Raw genomic sequence first — 15,044 nt, 5'->3', positions numbered from 1 at the left:
CGTCCGGCTGGACTTCGTGGTCCTCTTGGAAGCAGGCGGTATCAAACGGCTCGCTGCGTTCTCTTCTTCAGTGAAGCCCCGAGTGTCGCTGTAGTGAGGAGGTCGCCGGGATGGTTCAACCCACAGCCGTGCGGACCGGTGGCGGTGTCGGCGTCCTCTCACCAGAGGACTCGTGGAACCAGCCAACGGTGCCCATGCGCCGTCGGGTGCGCCAGGCACCGGTCTCCAATCAGTGGCTCGCCGAAGCCGAGTTCACCGACCTGGTCGACGCCGCGCTGGACGGAGACAGACGGGCGGTCGAGCATCTGCTCGGCCGAATCCAACCGCTGATCGTGCGCTACTGCCGCGCCCGCGTCGGCGGCCGCGAACGGACGCTCGTCTCGGCCGAGGACATCGCGCAGGAGGTCTGCGTGGCGGTGCTGGGCGCCCTGTCCAAGTACCGCTACGAGCCGGGCTCGTTCCTCGCGTTCGTCTACGGCATCGCCGCGCACAAGGTCGCCGACGCCCGCCGCCGCGCGGTCCGCAACCGCGCGGAGGTCGTGCCGGAGCTGCCGGACTGCCCCTCCCTGGAGGACGGCCCGGAGCAGCACGCGGTCAACGGCGAGATGATGGCCCAGGTCACCCGGCTGCTGCACAAGCTGCCGGCCCGCCAGCGCGAGATCCTGGTGCTGCGGGTGGCCGTCGGGCTCTCGGCCGAGGAGGTCGCGCTGGCCGTGGAGTCGACGCCTGGTGCGGTGCGGGTGGCACAGCACCGCGCGCTCACCCGGATGCGGGAGATGATCGCGGAAGAGGGCTGAGATGTGGCGGTGATCAGCCGGGCCGGCTGATCACCGCCAGTCGTTCCGCCACGAAGTCCACTGACTCGGCCTCGGGCAGCGCCATCTCCTGAAGCTTGAGGAACGTGTGCTCACCGCTCGGCGGTCGAGGTCAACAGCAACGCGGCCGAACTGCTGCCGCTGCACGGCATGTTGTATCTGACCGGGCTCGGTCTGCCGATCGCGGTGCTGCCGTTCGTCAACACGGCGCTCGCGAACAACCGCCCGTTCCGTCGCAGCGTCGATGAGCTGCGTGAATCCGCCGTGGCAGTGTTGTTCGGCGAGGGCGGGTTCGTGCCCCATCCACCTCGAACCGGTGGACAGGCCTTGGATTCGTACCCGTGGGCTGCTGCTCTGGAGCACCTCAAGAAAGCAGCTGAGGCGTCTTCAGATCCGTGAACATCGCCACCACCGCTGTCACCAGAATCAACGCGCCGAACACGAGCAACGCCGTTGCGCCGCCGATCAGGTCGGCGGCGAACGCGCCGAGCACCGGTGCGAGAGGTGTGAGCGCGCGAGCGGCGACGTTCAGGACGGCGTCCATCCGGCCCATCAGGTCGTCGGGGACCATCGCCGTGAAGACCGCGCTCACGGAGACGTTGAGCAACGGCGTGGCGATAGCTGTGACCATGAGGGGCACGAACGGCCACCACGCGCCGAACGGGAGCGCCATCGCGAGGTTGCTGCCGCCGAACAGGAAGAGCACCGCGACCACGAGCCGGTCGGGGGTCACGGTGATCCTGGGCGAGATCAGGGCGCCGAGCACGCCGCCGACGCCGATGCCGGTGAGCACCAGACCCACGAGCCAGTCGGAGCCGCCGCGCTCCTTGACCAGCGCGACGACCGGGATCATCGAGGCCACGCCGAGCAGGTTCAGCGTGAGGAAGATCGCGACCAGGTTGCGCAGCCCGCGTTCCCGCCAGAGCCAGGACCAGGTTTCTCGCAGGTCGTGACGCATCCGCTGCCGTGGCCGCTGGTCGGTCCGCACCGGGATCTTGGCGAACCAGGCGCAGACGGCGGCGACCAGGAACGAGAGGGCGTCCGCGACGAACGGGACCGCGCGGCCGAAGCCGTAGAGCAGTGCGCCGAGCGACGGGCCGGCCAGCCACGCCACGTGGCCGCGCGCCTCCTCCTGAGCGAAGGCGGTCTTCAGCTGGCCGGGGTGCACGACGGACTTGATCGCGGTCGTCCTGGCCGGGCCGGTGAACGCGGTGCAGACGCCGTCGACGGCGGCCAGGGCGATGAACAGCGGGATCGAGTCGAGGCCGGCGACGACGTTCGCCGCCATCGCCGCGACGGTCACGGCCTGCGTCGTCTGGCTCCAGACGAGGATCTTGCCGCGGTCCCAGCGGTCCACCCACACGCCCGCGGGCATCTGGGCGAGGATCAGCGTCGTCGCCCGCACGCCCGCGATCACGCCAGCCCAGAAGAACGAGCCGGTGACCGCGAAGATCAGCAGCGGCATCGCGTAGGTCGTGAGCTGCGAGCCCAGTTGCGAGACGGCGCCGCCGAACCACAGCAGCTGGAACTGAACGTTTTTCCTGAGCGGAACCCCCATGACCGTCGTTTCTAACGCATGAGTGTCAGGGTTGGGTGGCAAGGTCTACGCATGGCTGATCCCGCGGCTGTGCCGGACTTCGACGTGCTGCTCACCGGCACCGTGTTCCTCGACATCATCTTCACCGGCCTGCCCCGCCCACCCGCCGCGGGCACGGAGGTGTGGGCCGAGGGCCTCGGGTCGTGTCCCGGCGGGATCGCGAACCTCGCGGTGGCGTTGCGCCGGCTGGAGTTGAAGACCGCGCTGGCGGCGGCGTTCGGTGAGGACGCGTACGGCGACTTCTGCTGGGACGTGCTGGCCGACCAGGAGGGCGTCGACCTTTCTTACTGTCGTCGCTTCTACGGGTGGCATTCGCCGGTGACCGTGTCCATGGCGATGGAACGGGACCGCAGCATGGTCACGCACGGGCACAAGGCGCCGGTGGTCGCGGACGACCTCTTCTGCCCGCCGCCGTCGACGCGGGCGTGCTTCGTGCACATCCAGGCCGAGGACGAGCAGTGGGTGCGCACGGCCAAGGAGAACGGCGCGAAGCTCTTCGCCGACATCGGCTGGGACCGCACCGGGGCGTGGTCGCCGGAGCTGCTGCGCCGGCTCGACGGGTACGACGTGTTCCTGCCCAACCACGTCGAGGCGCAGGGCTACACGCGCACCGACACTCCGGAGGCTGCGGCGCGCCGGCTCGCCGAGCACGTGCCGGTGGTGGTCGTCACGCGCGGGGGAGGCGGCGCGGTCGCGGTGGACGGGTCGACCGGCGAGGTCGTCGACGTGCCGGGACTGAACGTCGCGCAGCTCGACGCGACGGGGGCCGGTGACGTGTTTGGCGCCGGGTTCGTGATGGGCACTCTGGCCGGGTGGCCGTTGGAGCACCGGGTCCGGTTCGCGAACCTGTGCGCCGCGCTGTCCGTGCAACATTTCGGCGGCTCGCTGTCGTCTCCCGGCTGGGGGGACATCGCGGTCTGGTGGCGGACGGTGAGCAGGCGGCCCGACGAGGAGCTGGCGCGCTACGGGTTCCTCGACGACCTGCTGCCCGACCACTCCGGTGTGGAGGTCCGCAGGGCTAGTCCGACGATCGGACTGCGGTTGCTCCGGTAGGTTTAAAACAGTCGATCAGCGGACGCAACCTCATGGGCCTCCCGCGCGACTTATACGTATAGAGACTCTCTGGGGATTTGGTTCGGAAGGAGTTGCGGGTTGTTCGCCGCACGTGCGTCAGGCTTGGTCAAATTGCTGGGGTTGTGCCTGACGGCGGGCGTGCTCCTCGCCGCGATGGTGTTCCCGTTCGTCGGAGGCCTCGGGCTCGCGTCCAACCGCGCGGCCGACACGGTCGACCAGACGTCGGGTGATCTCGCGAAGGGCGAGCTTCCGCTCGTCACCACCATCGAGGACATGAACGGCGCCCCGATCGCCTACCTGTACGACCAGTACCGGATTCCGCTGGAGTCCGCGCAGATCTCCGACACGATGAAGGCCGCGATCCTCGCGATCGAGGACAAGCGCTTCTACGCGCACCGAGGCGTCGACTGGCAGGGCATCGCCCGTGCCGCCGCCAAGGCCGGTGTGGACGGTGGGGCGAGTCAGGGCGCGTCGACGCTCACCCAGCAGTACGTGAAGAACTACATGGCTTTCGTGCTCGGCGCGGACAACGAGCAGGAGGCCTGGGAGAAGGCCACCGAGGCGACCATCGGCCGCAAGATGCGCGAGGCGCGGGTCGCCTTGCAGCTCGAGCAGCAGATGTCGAAGGAAGAGATCCTCACCGGCTACCTGAACATCGTGCCGCTGGGCAACCAGACCTACGGCGTCGGTGCGGCCGCCAAGGCGTACTTCAACACGACCGCCGACAAGCTGACCGTCCCGCAGGCCGCGCTGCTGGCCGCGATCGCGAACCGGCCGTCGTCGCTGAACCCCGGCGCCTCGCCGGAGAAGGCGCTGGAGCGCCGCAACCTCGTCATCGACAAGATGCGCGACAACAACGCGTTCGGCACCGACCAGGGCGAGGCCGAGAAGAAGGCCAACGAGTACAAGGCCGCGCCGCTGGGCGTCGTCGACGACCTGAAGATCCTGCCCAAGGGCTGCGTCGGCGCCGGTGACGGCCCGATCTACGGCTTCTTCTGCTCCTACCTGCTCGACTACCTGCGCGAGGCCGGCATCACGGACAGGCAGCTGCAGCGCGGTGGCCTCACCATCAAGACCACGATGGACCCGAACGCCACCAAGGCCGCGAAGGCGGCGGCCGAGCAGCAGGTCCCGAAGACCACGAACGGCATCTCGAACGTCATGTCCGTCGTGCAGCCGATCGGGGGCAAGCACAAGGTGCGCGCCCTCGTCGCCTCCCGTGACTACGGCAACAGCGCCGACCTCGGCCAGGTCGCCCGCCCGGTGCCCGCCGAGGTCCTCCCGTTCGGCCCCGGCTCGGTGAACAAGGTCTTCACCGCCGCCGCGGCGCTCGAACAGCACGTCACGGGCATCGACAAGACGATCGACGTGCCCGCCACCTACGCCTCGAAGGTCTACCCGAACGGCAACCAGCCGTGGGTCGTGCACAACGCGGGCAAGTACAACGACAAGATGTCGCTGACCCAGGCCCTCGCGACCTCGCCGAACACCGGCTTCGTCATCCTGCAGGAGAAGGCCGGCCTGGACCGCGTCGTCGACATGGCCTACCGCCTGGGCATGCGCGAGACCCTGCAGGGCGTGAACCGCGGCGGCGAGCCGCTCAAGGCCGACAAGTCGAACGGCCCGTCCCAGGGCGACTGGACGAAGCAGAACAACGCGGGCTCCTACACCCTCGGCCCCGGCGCCACCAGCGTCCTGGAACTGGCGAACGTGGCCGCCACCATCGTCTCCGGCGGTAACTGGTGCCCGCCGACCCCGGTGGAAAAGGTCATCGACCGCTACGGCAAGGACATCCCGCTCAAGGAAAAGCCCTGCGAGCAGGCCGTCGAACCAGAACTGGCCAACTCGCTGGCCCAGGCCATGTCGCACGACACCAACGGCTCGGGCACCGCGGCCGAAGCGGCCCGCGACGCCGGCTGGACCCGCCCGGCCATCGGCAAGACCGGCACCACCGAGGAGCACAAGTCGGTGGCCTTCCTGGCCGCGACCCCGCAGTACGCCGGCGCCGCCATGACCTACGCCGACGGCAACGCGCCCCAGGTGATCTGCGCGAACCCGATGCGCCTCTGCCCAGGCAGCTCGCAGGGCGTGTTCGGTGGCCAGGGCGCGGCACCGACGTGGTTCAACACCATGAAGGCGATCCACGACGGCGCGGGCCTGCCGGTGGCACAGCTGCCGCCCGCCTCCGCCAAGTACAAGTAGGAGTGGGTCCAGCTCGGACCTGCTCGGCCTGAGGGGCCGCCGGACGCCTGCCGCGTCCGGCGGCCCTTTGCTTTGCGGAACGCCACCAGCCCCCGCAAGGGCTCCAAACCCACCCGCACACGCCTGGTGACCATCCCCAGCCAAGCGCGCCCCAAAACCCGCCCGTGACCCTTTCACGATAAAGCGACTGACCAGTACAAACACCAAGACCTGGATTGGTCTAAAGCGCGTTAACCATCGCCTCCGCCGCTCAACTACACGCAGTCACCAACAGTGGGCCTCATCACCCAAACGCCCACATGGCTTGCCCGCGCCGGTGACGCGAGGTTACGTTCTGCGCCGCATGTCACGGTTCGATAACCGCAAGGACACGGATCCGCCCCCGAAGCGGTCCAGTCCGACACCGGGCCCCGAAGCCCGCAGCCAGGCCCCCCGAAGCCCGGCGAAGCGCGGTCGTCGAACTCCCCCGAGTGCATGGAGGCAGGTTTGGCACGGCATCGAGCGCGGGCGAAGGAGGCTCTCGTCGACTTCGTCGGCAGAGTGGACCTGGACCGCAAGAAGGCCGTTGCGGCAGTTGTCGCCGCGGGCGCCCTTGCCGGCGCCGGTTTCACCCAGGCGATGGCCACGGTCACGCCGGTCGACCGCATCGTCCCCGTTGCGGCCACCAAGGATCTCGCCGCGGCGATGACGGCCCAGCCGCGGGAGCAGAGCGTTCAGACGATCCACTCGCTGGACACCGGTGCCGAGACGCGCAAGCTGTTGCAGGCCGAGGAGCTTCAGGCGCAGTTCCACGTTCGCGAGGCGCTCAAGTCCGCGGAGGGCGCCTACGTCAAGCGCCAGGAGGCCGCCAAGGCCGAGCAGGCTCGCCTCGCGGCCGAGGCTGAGGCCAAGCGGCCCAAGGTCGTCCGGCCCGCCCAGGGGACGTTCACGTCCGGGTTCGGTGCGCGGTGGGGGACCAGTCACAACGGCGTCGACATCGCGAACGCCATCGGCACTCCGATCGTGGCGGCGATGGACGGCACCGTCATCGAGGCGGGGCCCGCGTCCGGGTTCGGGTTGTGGGTTCGCGTCCAGCACGCGGACGGCACGATCACCGTCTACGGGCACATGAACACCATCGACGTGCCGCAGGGTGCGCAGGTCAAGGCCGGCCAGCAGATCGCGACGATCGGCAACCGCGGCCAGTCGACCGGGCCGCACCTGCACTTCGAGGTCTGGATCAACGGCTCGCAGAAGATCAACCCGGTGGGCTGGCTCGCCGAGCGCGGTGTGACGCTCTAAGCAGGCTGCCAGAAGTNNGCGTCTGCAAGTACCGCCAACTCAACATCAACAGGCATTTTTCTACTACCAACAGGGCGGTTCTGGACGGAGGACACGGCGACGGTTCGTCGGGTGACGAACCGGTTGGGTGTAGTTGAGGGCGATTCGATCAAGAGTTGGTAGTACTTGCAGACGCGCTCGGCATCAACGAGTCGTGAGGTTTCGGACAAGACTTCTGGTCAGGTGCTTAGTAGGCGTCGAAGAGTGCGGATAGTCTCCGGCCACGCCGCCGGGCATGAGGCGCGGCGGCGTGGACAACGGAGTCGCGCACGTGATCTACCGCAGCCCCCTGCCGGCGGTGGTCGTTCCCGAAGCCACCGTGCCCGAGCACGTTCTCGCGCCGCGTCACGACAAGCCGGCGCTCCTCGACGCTGTCACGGGCGAACGACTTACCTACGCGGAGCTCAGGACCCAGGTCGAGCGGACCGCGAAAGGCCTGGTCGGAGCGGGGATCAAGCCCGGTGACACGGTCGCGATCGCCAGCCTGAACCGGCCGAGGTACGCGGTCGGGCTGCTCGCGGTGATGGCGGCCGGCGCGACCGCGGCGTTGCTCAACCCGATGCTCACGCCGGGCGAGACCGAACGGCTCAAGGGCCTCGCGAACGTCACGCGCACGCTCGACCTCGACGACCTTCCCGAAGGTGACACCGAAACGCTCCCGCCGGGCGACCCCGCCGCGATCGCCGTCGTCCTCTTCTCCAGCGGCACGACCGGTCTCACCAAGGCCGTCAAGCTCAGTCACCGGGCGATCGTCGCCAACCTGGAGCAGCACCGGCCCGGCTGGCGCATCGACGAGACGGACGTCCTCGCCGCGAACCTGCCGTTCTTCCACGTCTACGGCTTCACGATCATCCTCAACTCCGGCCTGCTCGGCGGCGCCACGCTCGTGACCCTGCCTCGCAGCGACGCCGGTACCTACTTGCGGCGCCTCGCCGACCACCGCGTCACGCGCGCGTTCCTCGTTCCGCCGCTCGCCGCCGCGATCGCGGACCACGACGGCCCGCTTCCCGGCCTCCACCTCAAGCTCGTGCTCTGCGGCGCCGCCCCGCTCGACGAGGGCATCCGCCAGGAGGCCGAACGGAAACTGGGGGCACCCATCCGGCAGGGCTACGGCCTGACCGAGGCGGGCGGCACGCACCAGACGATCGATGGTGACCTGGACAGCGATCCCACTAGCGTCGGCGTGCTCTGCCCCGGCACCGAGGCGCGCATCGTCGAACCGGGCACCGGCGACGACGCCGCCGAAGGCGAGTTGCTGATCCGCGGTCCGCAGGTCATGGACGGCTACCTGAACGACGAGGAGGCCACGCGACAGGCCTTCGTGGACGGATGGCTGCGCACCGGCGACCTCGTGCGAGTCCACAACGGCCGGTTCCACGTGGTCGACCGGATCAAGGAAATGATCAAGTACAAGGGGTACCAGGTCGCGCCCGCCGAGCTGGAGGCGTTGTTGCGGCGGCATCCCGCGGTGAGCGACGCCGCCGTGGTCGGTGCGCCCGATCGGGTTAACGGCGAGGTGCCCAAGGCCTTTGTGGTGACTCAAGGCGACGTCACCGCGGAGGAACTGATGGCGTTCGTGGCGGCGGAGGTAGCGCCTTTCAAGAAGGTGCGCCAGGTTGAGTTCGTGCACGAGATACCGAAGTCCGTTTCCGGCAAGATCCTGCGACGGCTGCTCAAGGAATCACACCGGTGAGGGTGCTCATCACCGGTGGCGCCAAGGAACTCGGTAGGGCGTTCAGCGAAGCCGTTGGCGCGCAAGGACATCGGCTCATCATCACCGGGCGCGACGACCAGGCGCTCGAGACCGCGGAAGCCGAGCTCAGGGCCAAAGGCGTCGACGTCGAAGCACACGTCGCGGACCTCGGCGACCCCGACGCGACGCCGAAGCTCATCGAGAGCCTCGGCGGGATCGACGTGCTGGTGAACAACGGCGCGCTCGGCGGACCGGTCGGGCCCAGCTGGCAGGTCGACGACAACGAGTGGTGGCAGACGTTCGAGGTGAACCTGCGCGGCACCGCGGCGGCCACGAACGCCGCGATCCGCACGATGACGAGCGGGCGGATCATCAACGTGGTCAGCAACGCCGGTGTGCACCGATGGCCTTACGTCACGGCGTATTCGGTGTCGAAGGCCGCCGTGATCAAGCTGGCCGAGAACCTCGCGATCGAGCTGAAGGACCAGCCGATCGCGATCCTGAACTACGACCCGGGAATGGTGGACGTGGGCCTGATGCGCCGCGGCGCCACCATGGAGTCCGATGATCCGCACCAGCAGCGGATCTCACGGTGGGCAAGATCTCAGTGCGTGCAGGGCAGGTTCACCCCGGTGGAGCAGTCGGCCGGTCTTTTGGCCCGAATCGTGAGCGGAGAGTTCGATCACCTCTCCGGTGGCTTGATCACGCCGGCGGACCGCTGAGAAATTTCCTCGGGTAGTGCGTACCTAAGGCCCTTCCTCGACGACAGGTCAACGGGGATCGTCGCGAGTGGCTCCCCATGTCGTCCACAGGAGGCGTCGTGCCTGTCGGAACTTCTTCCGCTGCCGTCAACCTGGCCGCGGCTCTCGAACCAGCCCACCTCGAACTGGCGCGCGATCCGTTGCACGTCGAACTTCCCGGTGCGGTGAGAGATCGGGTCGCGCGGTGCCACGAGTTCGTGCTCGAGGTCAGCGGCTCCGGACGCGCGATCTACGGTGTCACAACGGGTTTCGGGCCACTCGTGGAGTTCGAGGGCAGAGCCGACGGCGCCGGTCAGAGCGACAACACGATCATTCACCACATCGTCGGCCACGGTGAACTGCTGCCGCCCGCCGTCGCCCGCGCGGCCGTGCTGGCGCGGCTGTTCTCGTTGGCGCAGGGGAGATCCGGGGTGTCGGATCTGGTCGTGGACTCGCTGTGCGCCATGCTGGACACCGAGTTCGCCCCGGCGGTGCCCAGACTCGGCTCGCTCGGCGCGAGTGGGGATCTCCAGCCGCTCGCCTATGTCGCGCATGCGCTGCGAGGCAACGGAAACGCGTTGTTCCAAGGGCGGCTCATGCTCGCGGAGGAAGCGCTTGCCCGTGCCGGGCTCACGAAACTGGAGCTGGGCGGCCGGGACGCGCTCGCGTTGGTCAACGGTGTTTCGGTGACCGCCGCAGCACTCGGACTCGCTGTCGCACAGGCCATCCGCGCGCGCCGGACCGCGGAGTTGTTGTCCGCCTTGATGACCGACGTCCTGGGGTGCGGGCTGGAGTTCACGTCGGTTGGACTACTGGCCGCGTTCGGCCATCCGGACGTCGCCGACACCGGTGCCGCGATCAGGACCTGGCTGGAGGGCAGCACACCCTCCGGTGCGCGCCCGCTGCAGGAGGCCTACAGCATCCGCTGCACGCCGCAGCTGATCGGCGCGGCCGGCACGAGCGTGCGGCACGCCGAGGAGGTGGTGCGCCGCGACCTCAACGGCGTGAGCGACAACCCGTTGTTCTTCCCGGAGACCAAGGAGGTCGTGCACGGCGGCAACTTCTTCAGTCAGCCCAGTGCTTTCGCGGCCGACCAGCTCAACGTCGCGCTTGTGCAGCTGGGCAACCTGGCCGAACGCCAGCTCGACCTGCTGGTCGATCCGCACCGCAGCGGAGGGTTGCCGCCGATGCTCAGTCCCGAGCCCGGCCGGCAGCACGCGCTGCAGGGCGTGCAGATCTCCGCGACGGCGACCGTGGCCGCGATGCGCCGCGCCGCCGTTCCGGCGTCGGCGCAGAGCCTGCCGACGAACCTGCACAACCAGGACGTCGTCCCGTTCGGCACGCAGGCCGCGTTCACCGCGCTCGACCAGGCGAACCTGTTGCGGTACCTGCACGCCGGGCTCGCGGTGGCGCTGCGCCAGGCGGTGCACGTCGGCGCCCGCCGCCCGCGGGCGCCACGGCTCGCGGCGGTGTTCGACCGGTTGGCCGCGGAGGTGCCGCCGATCGTGGAGGACCGACCGCTCGACACCGCCCTCGGCCGGGTCGCGGACCTGCTGGACGCCGTCGTGTCCGAAGTGGAGGGTGTGCGATGAGTGCTCCGGTCTGCCTGCCCGCGTGGGGGCACACGTGGGTCGATCTGCCCGTGTTGCGGATGCCGATGCCGGGTGCGGAATTGATTCCGTGCTCGACCGGCTGCTATCAGATTCCGATCGGGATCAACGCCCCCGAAGACCCGGTCGATCTTGCCGTGCACCGGTGGTTTCTCGGTCATCACGGCGCATTTCTGGTCTGGAGGTTTCTTTCGGATTCACTCGATCGGTTGATACGCGAGCCTGATTCGCAACTAGTCCGCCTCGCTGCGCTTGGATATGACGCGTACTCGGTGATGCTTGCCTATTCGGGCAGTTGTTCCCGTGAGGTGTACGAGGACGTCATCCGGCCGATGATGGTGGCGTTCGACCCGGCGTTCAGCGGGCGGTGGGCACGTGACTACGAGCCCGTGCCCGGTCTGCTGCGCCGGGCCCGTACCGCACTGGGGCCCGTGGCGGCCGCGCCGCTCTCCACCGCGAGCAAGGCGAACCTGTTGGCACACATGGAGGTCATGCGCAGACTCGTGCCCGGCGGCAACTCGCTGCTGCGCGAGTCGGGGCGAACGCGCGTGCACACCACCGACGCCGAGCGCGCCCGGTTCGACGAGTTCTTCCTCGTCAGCCGGGAGAACGTGTGCGTGAGCCGCTATCACGCGCACCGCGCCGCCGTTCTGTCCGCTATCGGTCGTGACCTCGCGAAACACCCGCTGCGGCCCGAGTACGGAGAGACACTCAGGACGTTCGTCACCCGACTATGAGAGAAGGCCGCGCGTGAACGACTTCAAGGCCGTGGTCATGACCCCGCAGATCTACCGCTACGTGCGCGAACAGGCAGGCCGGCCCAGCGCGGTGCAGGAGAAGCTGATCGCGCGGACGCTGGAGCTCGGCGACTCGGCGGAGATGCAGATCCCGCACGAGCAGGCGGTGCTGCTGTCCCTGCTGGTCAAGCTCACCGGCGCGCAGACCGTGGTCGAGGTCGGCACGTACACCGGCTACTCCACGCTGGCGTTCGCGCAGGCGCTGCCCCCGTCCGGCAAGGTCATCACCTGCGACCTCTCCACCGAGTGGACCGCGATCGCCGAGGAGGCCTGGCAGGCCGCCGGTGTGCGCGACCGGATCGACCTGCGCCTCGGCGCGGCCGCGCAGACGCTCGCCGAACTGCCGGACGAGCCGGTCATCGACCTGGTGTTCATCGACGCGGACAAGGTCGGGTACGTGCACTACTGGGACCTGCTGGTGCCGCGGGTCCGTCAGGGCGGCCTGCTGCTCGCGGACAACACGCTCTACTACGGCGAGGCCGCGGACGAACAGCCGGAGGGCAACGCCGCCGCCATCGACGCGTTCAACAGGTTCGTGCGCACCGACTCGCGCGTCGAGTCGGTGCTCGTGCCGATCGCGGACGGCCTGACGATGGCCCGCAAGAAATAGAGGTCCGGTTGTGGGCATACCGACCGGTCGGTAGGGTGGTCTCCAGTCGCTGACCTGGAGGCGTTCATGGCTCGTTGGGGAATCACGCTGCCGCTGATCGGCGTGCCGGTGCTGGAGCACCGCGCGCTGGTGTCCGAGCTGGCCGGGCTCGGCTACACGGACGTGTGGTCGGCCGAGACGACCGGCACGGACGCGTTCACGCCGCTCGCGCTCGCGGCGCAGTGGTCCTCCGAGCTGCGCTTCGGCCCGGCGATCGCGCCCGTCTACACGCGCGGCCCGGCGACGCTCGCGATGACCGCGGCGACGCTCGCCGAGGTGACCGGCGGCCGGTTCGTGCTGGGCATCGGCTCGTCGTCGCCCGCGATCGTGCAGCGCTGGAACGCGATCCCGTTCGAGGAGCCGTTCAAGCGGACCCGCGACACGCTGCGCTTCCTCAAGGCCGCGCTGGCGGGCGAGAAGGTCAGCGCCGACTACGACACGTTCTCGGTGAAGGGCTTCAAGCTGGAGCGCCCGCCGGCCGAGAAGGTGCCGATCATGCTCGCGGCGCTGCGCCCGAACATGCTGCGCCTGGCCGGTCGCGAGGCCGACGGCGCGATCACGAACTGGCTGGCCGCGACCGACGTTGCGCAGGTGCGTGCCGAGCTCGGGGACGCCGAGCTGGCCGCGCGGATCTTCGTGTGCCCGACCGAGGACGCCGACGCCGCACGGGCGTTGGGACGCATGCTGATCAGCACCTACCTGACCGTGCCGGCCTATGCGGCGTTCCACGACTGGCTGGGCCGCGGCGAGGTGCTGCGCCCGATGCACGAGGCGTGGGCGGCCGGCGACCGCAAGGCGGCGTCGAAGTCGATCCCGGACGAGGTCGTGGACGCGCTGGTCGTGCACGGTTCGATGGACGAGTGCCGCGCACGCGTCGCCGAGTACCAGACCGCCGGCGTCGACACCCCGATCATCGCCCTGCTCCCGACCGGTGGCGACCAGGTCGAGCAGGTACGCGCACTGGCACCCCGGGCCTGACGATGCCCGGCCCGACCGAGCAGAAGATCATCGACGCGGCCGTCCGCCTGTTCGCGGCGCAGGGCTACGACGCGACCTCGGTGCAGGAGATCGTGGCGGCCGCCGAGGTGACCAAAGGCGCGCTGTACCACTACTTCCGCGCGAAGGACGACCTGCTCTTCGAGATCTACCGGCTGCTGATCACCTCCCAGTCCGCCGACATGGACCGGATCATCGGTCTCGGGCTGTCCTCGGCCGACACGGTCCGGGAGATCCTGGTGTCGCTGGTCGTCTCGACGGCCGAACGGGTCGACGAGACCGCCGTGTTCGTCCGCGAGCTGCACCGGCTCGGCGAGGACCGGATGACCGAGTTCCGCGCCGAGCGCCGCCGCTACCACGACACGTTCCTCGCGGTGATCGAGAAGGGACAGGCGGACGGGGAGTTCAACTCGGAAGTGCCCGCGGACACCGTGGTGCGGATCGCGGTGGGCGTGGTGAACCAGCTGCCCATCTGGTACCGGCCGGACGGGCCGAAACCGCCTGTCCAGCTGGCCGGGGAGATCGCCGACTTCGTGCTGGCGGGCCTGCGGTAACACCGGGTGTGACGAGATCGACTTCCCTGGTAGGGGGGTCGCCATGTCGTCAGGTATGCCACCGGAGTACGGGCTCGCGCCACCGCTGCACGAGGTGCCTCGGGCGCCGAAGTGGCCGTGGGTGCTGTTCCTGATCGTCGCGCTGCTGGCCGTGGGTGGTGCTGTCTACGGCCCGCGGGTGGTGGACGCGGTGCAGCGGCAGCTTTCCGAATCAGCCGAGGATCCGGTGTTGTCGGTGCGGCCTCAGCCCTCTCCGCCCACTGCTCCCGGTGCCGCCAAGAAGTCCGTGGTCTTCGAGGTGACCGGCACCGGCAAGGCGTTCACCATCACCGCGACGGTCGGTTCGTCGGTGCAGAACCCGATGAACGTGCCGTTGCCGTGGACGCACACCATCGAGGTGCCCGCCGGCGAGCCGTCCGCGTCGGTGATGCTCGTGGTGGTGGCGGGCCCGGACGGCGCCGAGGTGCACGGCAAGTACACGATCGACGGCCGAACCGTCCGGGAGGGCAAGGCTTCCGGGCCCTACGGCGTGCTGACGATCACCGACTCCTGAGCGCCTCCAGCGCCTTGTCCGCGTGCGAGTTCATGGAGAACTCGCTCTTGATCACCTCGATGATCCGGCGGTCGGTGCCGATGACGAACGTGTGCCGCTTGACCGGGATCGGCCCGAACCTGCGCTTCACGCCGAACTGCTCGCCGACCTCGCCGTCGACGTCGGCCAGCAGCGGGTAGTCGAAGTCGTTCAGCTCCGCGAACTTCTTCTGCGTCGCCACGTCGTCGCGCGAGATGCCGACGCGCTGGGCCCCGGCTTCCTCGAACTCCTTGGCGAGGTCGCGGAAGTGGCAGCTCTGCGCGGTGCAGCCGGTCGTCATCGCGGCGGGGTAGAAGAAGAGCACGACCGGGCCGTCGTTCAGGAGATCGGACAGCTTGCGCTCGGTGCCGTCCTGGTCGGGCAGGGAGAAGTCGGGGGCGAGGTCGCCTGGCTTCATGGATCTCC

The 15,044-nt window shown here is 69.0% G+C and carries 15 protein-coding genes; 13 read left to right on the top strand and 2 right to left on the bottom strand.

Annotated elements, in window-relative coordinates:
• The first annotated feature begins 110 nt into the window (after positions 1 to 110).
• Entirely contained in the window at positions 111 to 797 is a 687-nt protein-coding gene (gene shbA / locus B0F77_RS42455) for an RNA polymerase sigma factor ShbA (RefSeq protein WP_245849393.1), read from the top strand.
• A 168-nt stretch (positions 798 to 965) separates the two neighbouring features.
• Positions 966 to 1,214, top strand: coding sequence for a hypothetical protein (locus B0F77_RS42450; protein WP_211294304.1), 249 nt, complete (start codon positions 966 to 968; stop codon positions 1,212 to 1,214).
• Here the strand turns inward: B0F77_RS42450 and B0F77_RS42445 are convergent.
• Positions 1,180 to 2,373 carry an MFS transporter gene (locus B0F77_RS42445; RefSeq protein ID WP_086668727.1) on the bottom strand — a complete coding sequence of 398 codons (1,194 nt, stop codon included), beginning with the start codon at positions 2,371 to 2,373 and terminating at the stop codon, positions 1,180 to 1,182. The two genes, B0F77_RS42450 and B0F77_RS42445, sit on opposite strands and share 35 nt — an antisense overlap.
• 51 nt (positions 2,374 to 2,424) lie before the next feature.
• Here B0F77_RS42445 and B0F77_RS42440 point away from each other — a divergent pair, with 51 nt between their 5' ends.
• The 11 genes from B0F77_RS42440 (at position 2,425) to B0F77_RS42390 (ending at position 14,600) form a co-directional block, all read left to right on the top strand.
• On the top strand, positions 2,425 to 3,465 hold the full coding sequence (locus B0F77_RS42440; protein ID WP_086668726.1) for a carbohydrate kinase family protein: 1,041 nt from the start codon (positions 2,425 to 2,427) through the stop codon (positions 3,463 to 3,465).
• A 123-nt stretch (positions 3,466 to 3,588) separates the two neighbouring features.
• Positions 3,589 to 5,688, top strand: coding sequence for a transglycosylase domain-containing protein (locus tag B0F77_RS42435; RefSeq protein WP_245849390.1), 2,100 nt, complete (start codon positions 3,589 to 3,591; stop codon positions 5,686 to 5,688).
• 486 nt (positions 5,689 to 6,174) lie between these two features.
• Entirely contained in the window at positions 6,175 to 6,969 is a 795-nt protein-coding gene (locus B0F77_RS42430) for a M23 family metallopeptidase (RefSeq protein ID WP_245849387.1), read from the top strand.
• Positions 6,970 to 7,258: 289 nt separating this feature from the next.
• On the top strand, positions 7,259 to 8,701 hold the full coding sequence (locus B0F77_RS42425; protein ID WP_245849384.1) for an AMP-binding protein: 1,443 nt from the start codon (positions 7,259 to 7,261) through the stop codon (positions 8,699 to 8,701).
• A complete protein-coding gene (locus tag B0F77_RS42420) occupies positions 8,698 to 9,423 on the top strand; it encodes an SDR family NAD(P)-dependent oxidoreductase (RefSeq protein ID WP_158102985.1) in 726 nt (241 codons plus the stop codon). The genes B0F77_RS42425 and B0F77_RS42420 overlap by 4 nt, the downstream gene beginning before the upstream one ends.
• A gap of 98 nt (positions 9,424 to 9,521) precedes the next feature.
• The gene (locus B0F77_RS42415) at positions 9,522 to 11,033 is read left to right on the top strand and encodes an HAL/PAL/TAL family ammonia-lyase (protein ID WP_245849378.1); all 1,512 of its coding nucleotides are present in this window, start codon (positions 9,522 to 9,524) and stop codon (positions 11,031 to 11,033) included.
• A gap of 50 nt (positions 11,034 to 11,083) precedes the next feature.
• Positions 11,084 to 11,788 (top strand): L-tyrosine 3-hydroxylase, encoded by a 705-nt coding sequence (locus B0F77_RS47465; RefSeq protein ID WP_143467209.1) that lies wholly within the window; start codon positions 11,084 to 11,086, stop codon positions 11,786 to 11,788.
• 13 nt (positions 11,789 to 11,801) lie between these two features.
• A complete protein-coding gene (locus tag B0F77_RS42405) occupies positions 11,802 to 12,458 on the top strand; it encodes an O-methyltransferase (RefSeq protein WP_245849376.1) in 657 nt (218 codons plus the stop codon).
• 66 nt (positions 12,459 to 12,524) lie between these two features.
• Positions 12,525 to 13,475, top strand: coding sequence for an LLM class F420-dependent oxidoreductase (locus B0F77_RS42400; RefSeq protein WP_086668721.1), 951 nt, complete (start codon positions 12,525 to 12,527; stop codon positions 13,473 to 13,475).
• 2 nt (positions 13,476 to 13,477) lie between these two features.
• Entirely contained in the window at positions 13,478 to 14,047 is a 570-nt protein-coding gene (locus tag B0F77_RS42395) for a TetR/AcrR family transcriptional regulator (RefSeq protein WP_086668720.1), read from the top strand.
• Positions 14,048 to 14,090: 43 nt separating this feature from the next.
• Positions 14,091 to 14,600 carry an MmpS family transport accessory protein gene (locus B0F77_RS42390; RefSeq protein WP_143467208.1) on the top strand — a complete coding sequence of 170 codons (510 nt, stop codon included), beginning with the start codon at positions 14,091 to 14,093 and terminating at the stop codon, positions 14,598 to 14,600.
• Here the strand turns inward: B0F77_RS42390 and B0F77_RS42385 are convergent.
• A complete protein-coding gene (locus B0F77_RS42385; protein ID WP_086668718.1) occupies positions 14,587 to 15,036 on the bottom strand; it encodes a peroxiredoxin in 450 nt (149 codons plus the stop codon). The genes B0F77_RS42390 and B0F77_RS42385 overlap by 14 nt on opposite strands.
• Between the last annotated feature and the right edge of the window lie 8 nt (positions 15,037 to 15,044).

This window comes from Lentzea kentuckyensis, from assembly GCF_002150765.1.
GTDB lineage: Bacteria > Actinomycetota > Actinomycetes > Mycobacteriales > Pseudonocardiaceae > Lentzea > Lentzea kentuckyensis.
This window is presented reverse-complemented; position numbering and strand designations above follow the sequence as displayed.

Bases quoted from the DNA above. Each gene is read 5' to 3' on its own strand.
- shbA (WP_245849393.1), top strand. From the start codon at position 111: ATGGTTCAACCCACAGCCGTGCGGACCGGTGGCGGTGTCGGCGTCCTC.
- B0F77_RS42450 (WP_211294304.1), top strand. From the start codon at position 966: ATGTTGTATCTGACCGGGCTCGGTCTGCCGATCGCGGTGCTGCCGTTC.
- B0F77_RS42445 (WP_086668727.1), bottom strand. From the start codon at position 2,373: ATGGGGGTTCCGCTCAGGAAAAACGTTCAGTTCCAGCTGCTGTGGTTC.
- B0F77_RS42440 (WP_086668726.1), top strand. From the start codon at position 2,425: ATGGCTGATCCCGCGGCTGTGCCGGACTTCGACGTGCTGCTCACCGGC.
- B0F77_RS42400 (WP_086668721.1), top strand. From the start codon at position 12,525: ATGGCTCGTTGGGGAATCACGCTGCCGCTGATCGGCGTGCCGGTGCTG.
- B0F77_RS42395 (WP_086668720.1), top strand. From the start codon at position 13,478: ATGCCCGGCCCGACCGAGCAGAAGATCATCGACGCGGCCGTCCGCCTG.
- B0F77_RS42390 (WP_143467208.1), top strand. From the start codon at position 14,091: ATGTCGTCAGGTATGCCACCGGAGTACGGGCTCGCGCCACCGCTGCAC.
- B0F77_RS42385 (WP_086668718.1), bottom strand. From the start codon at position 15,036: ATGAAGCCAGGCGACCTCGCCCCCGACTTCTCCCTGCCCGACCAGGAC.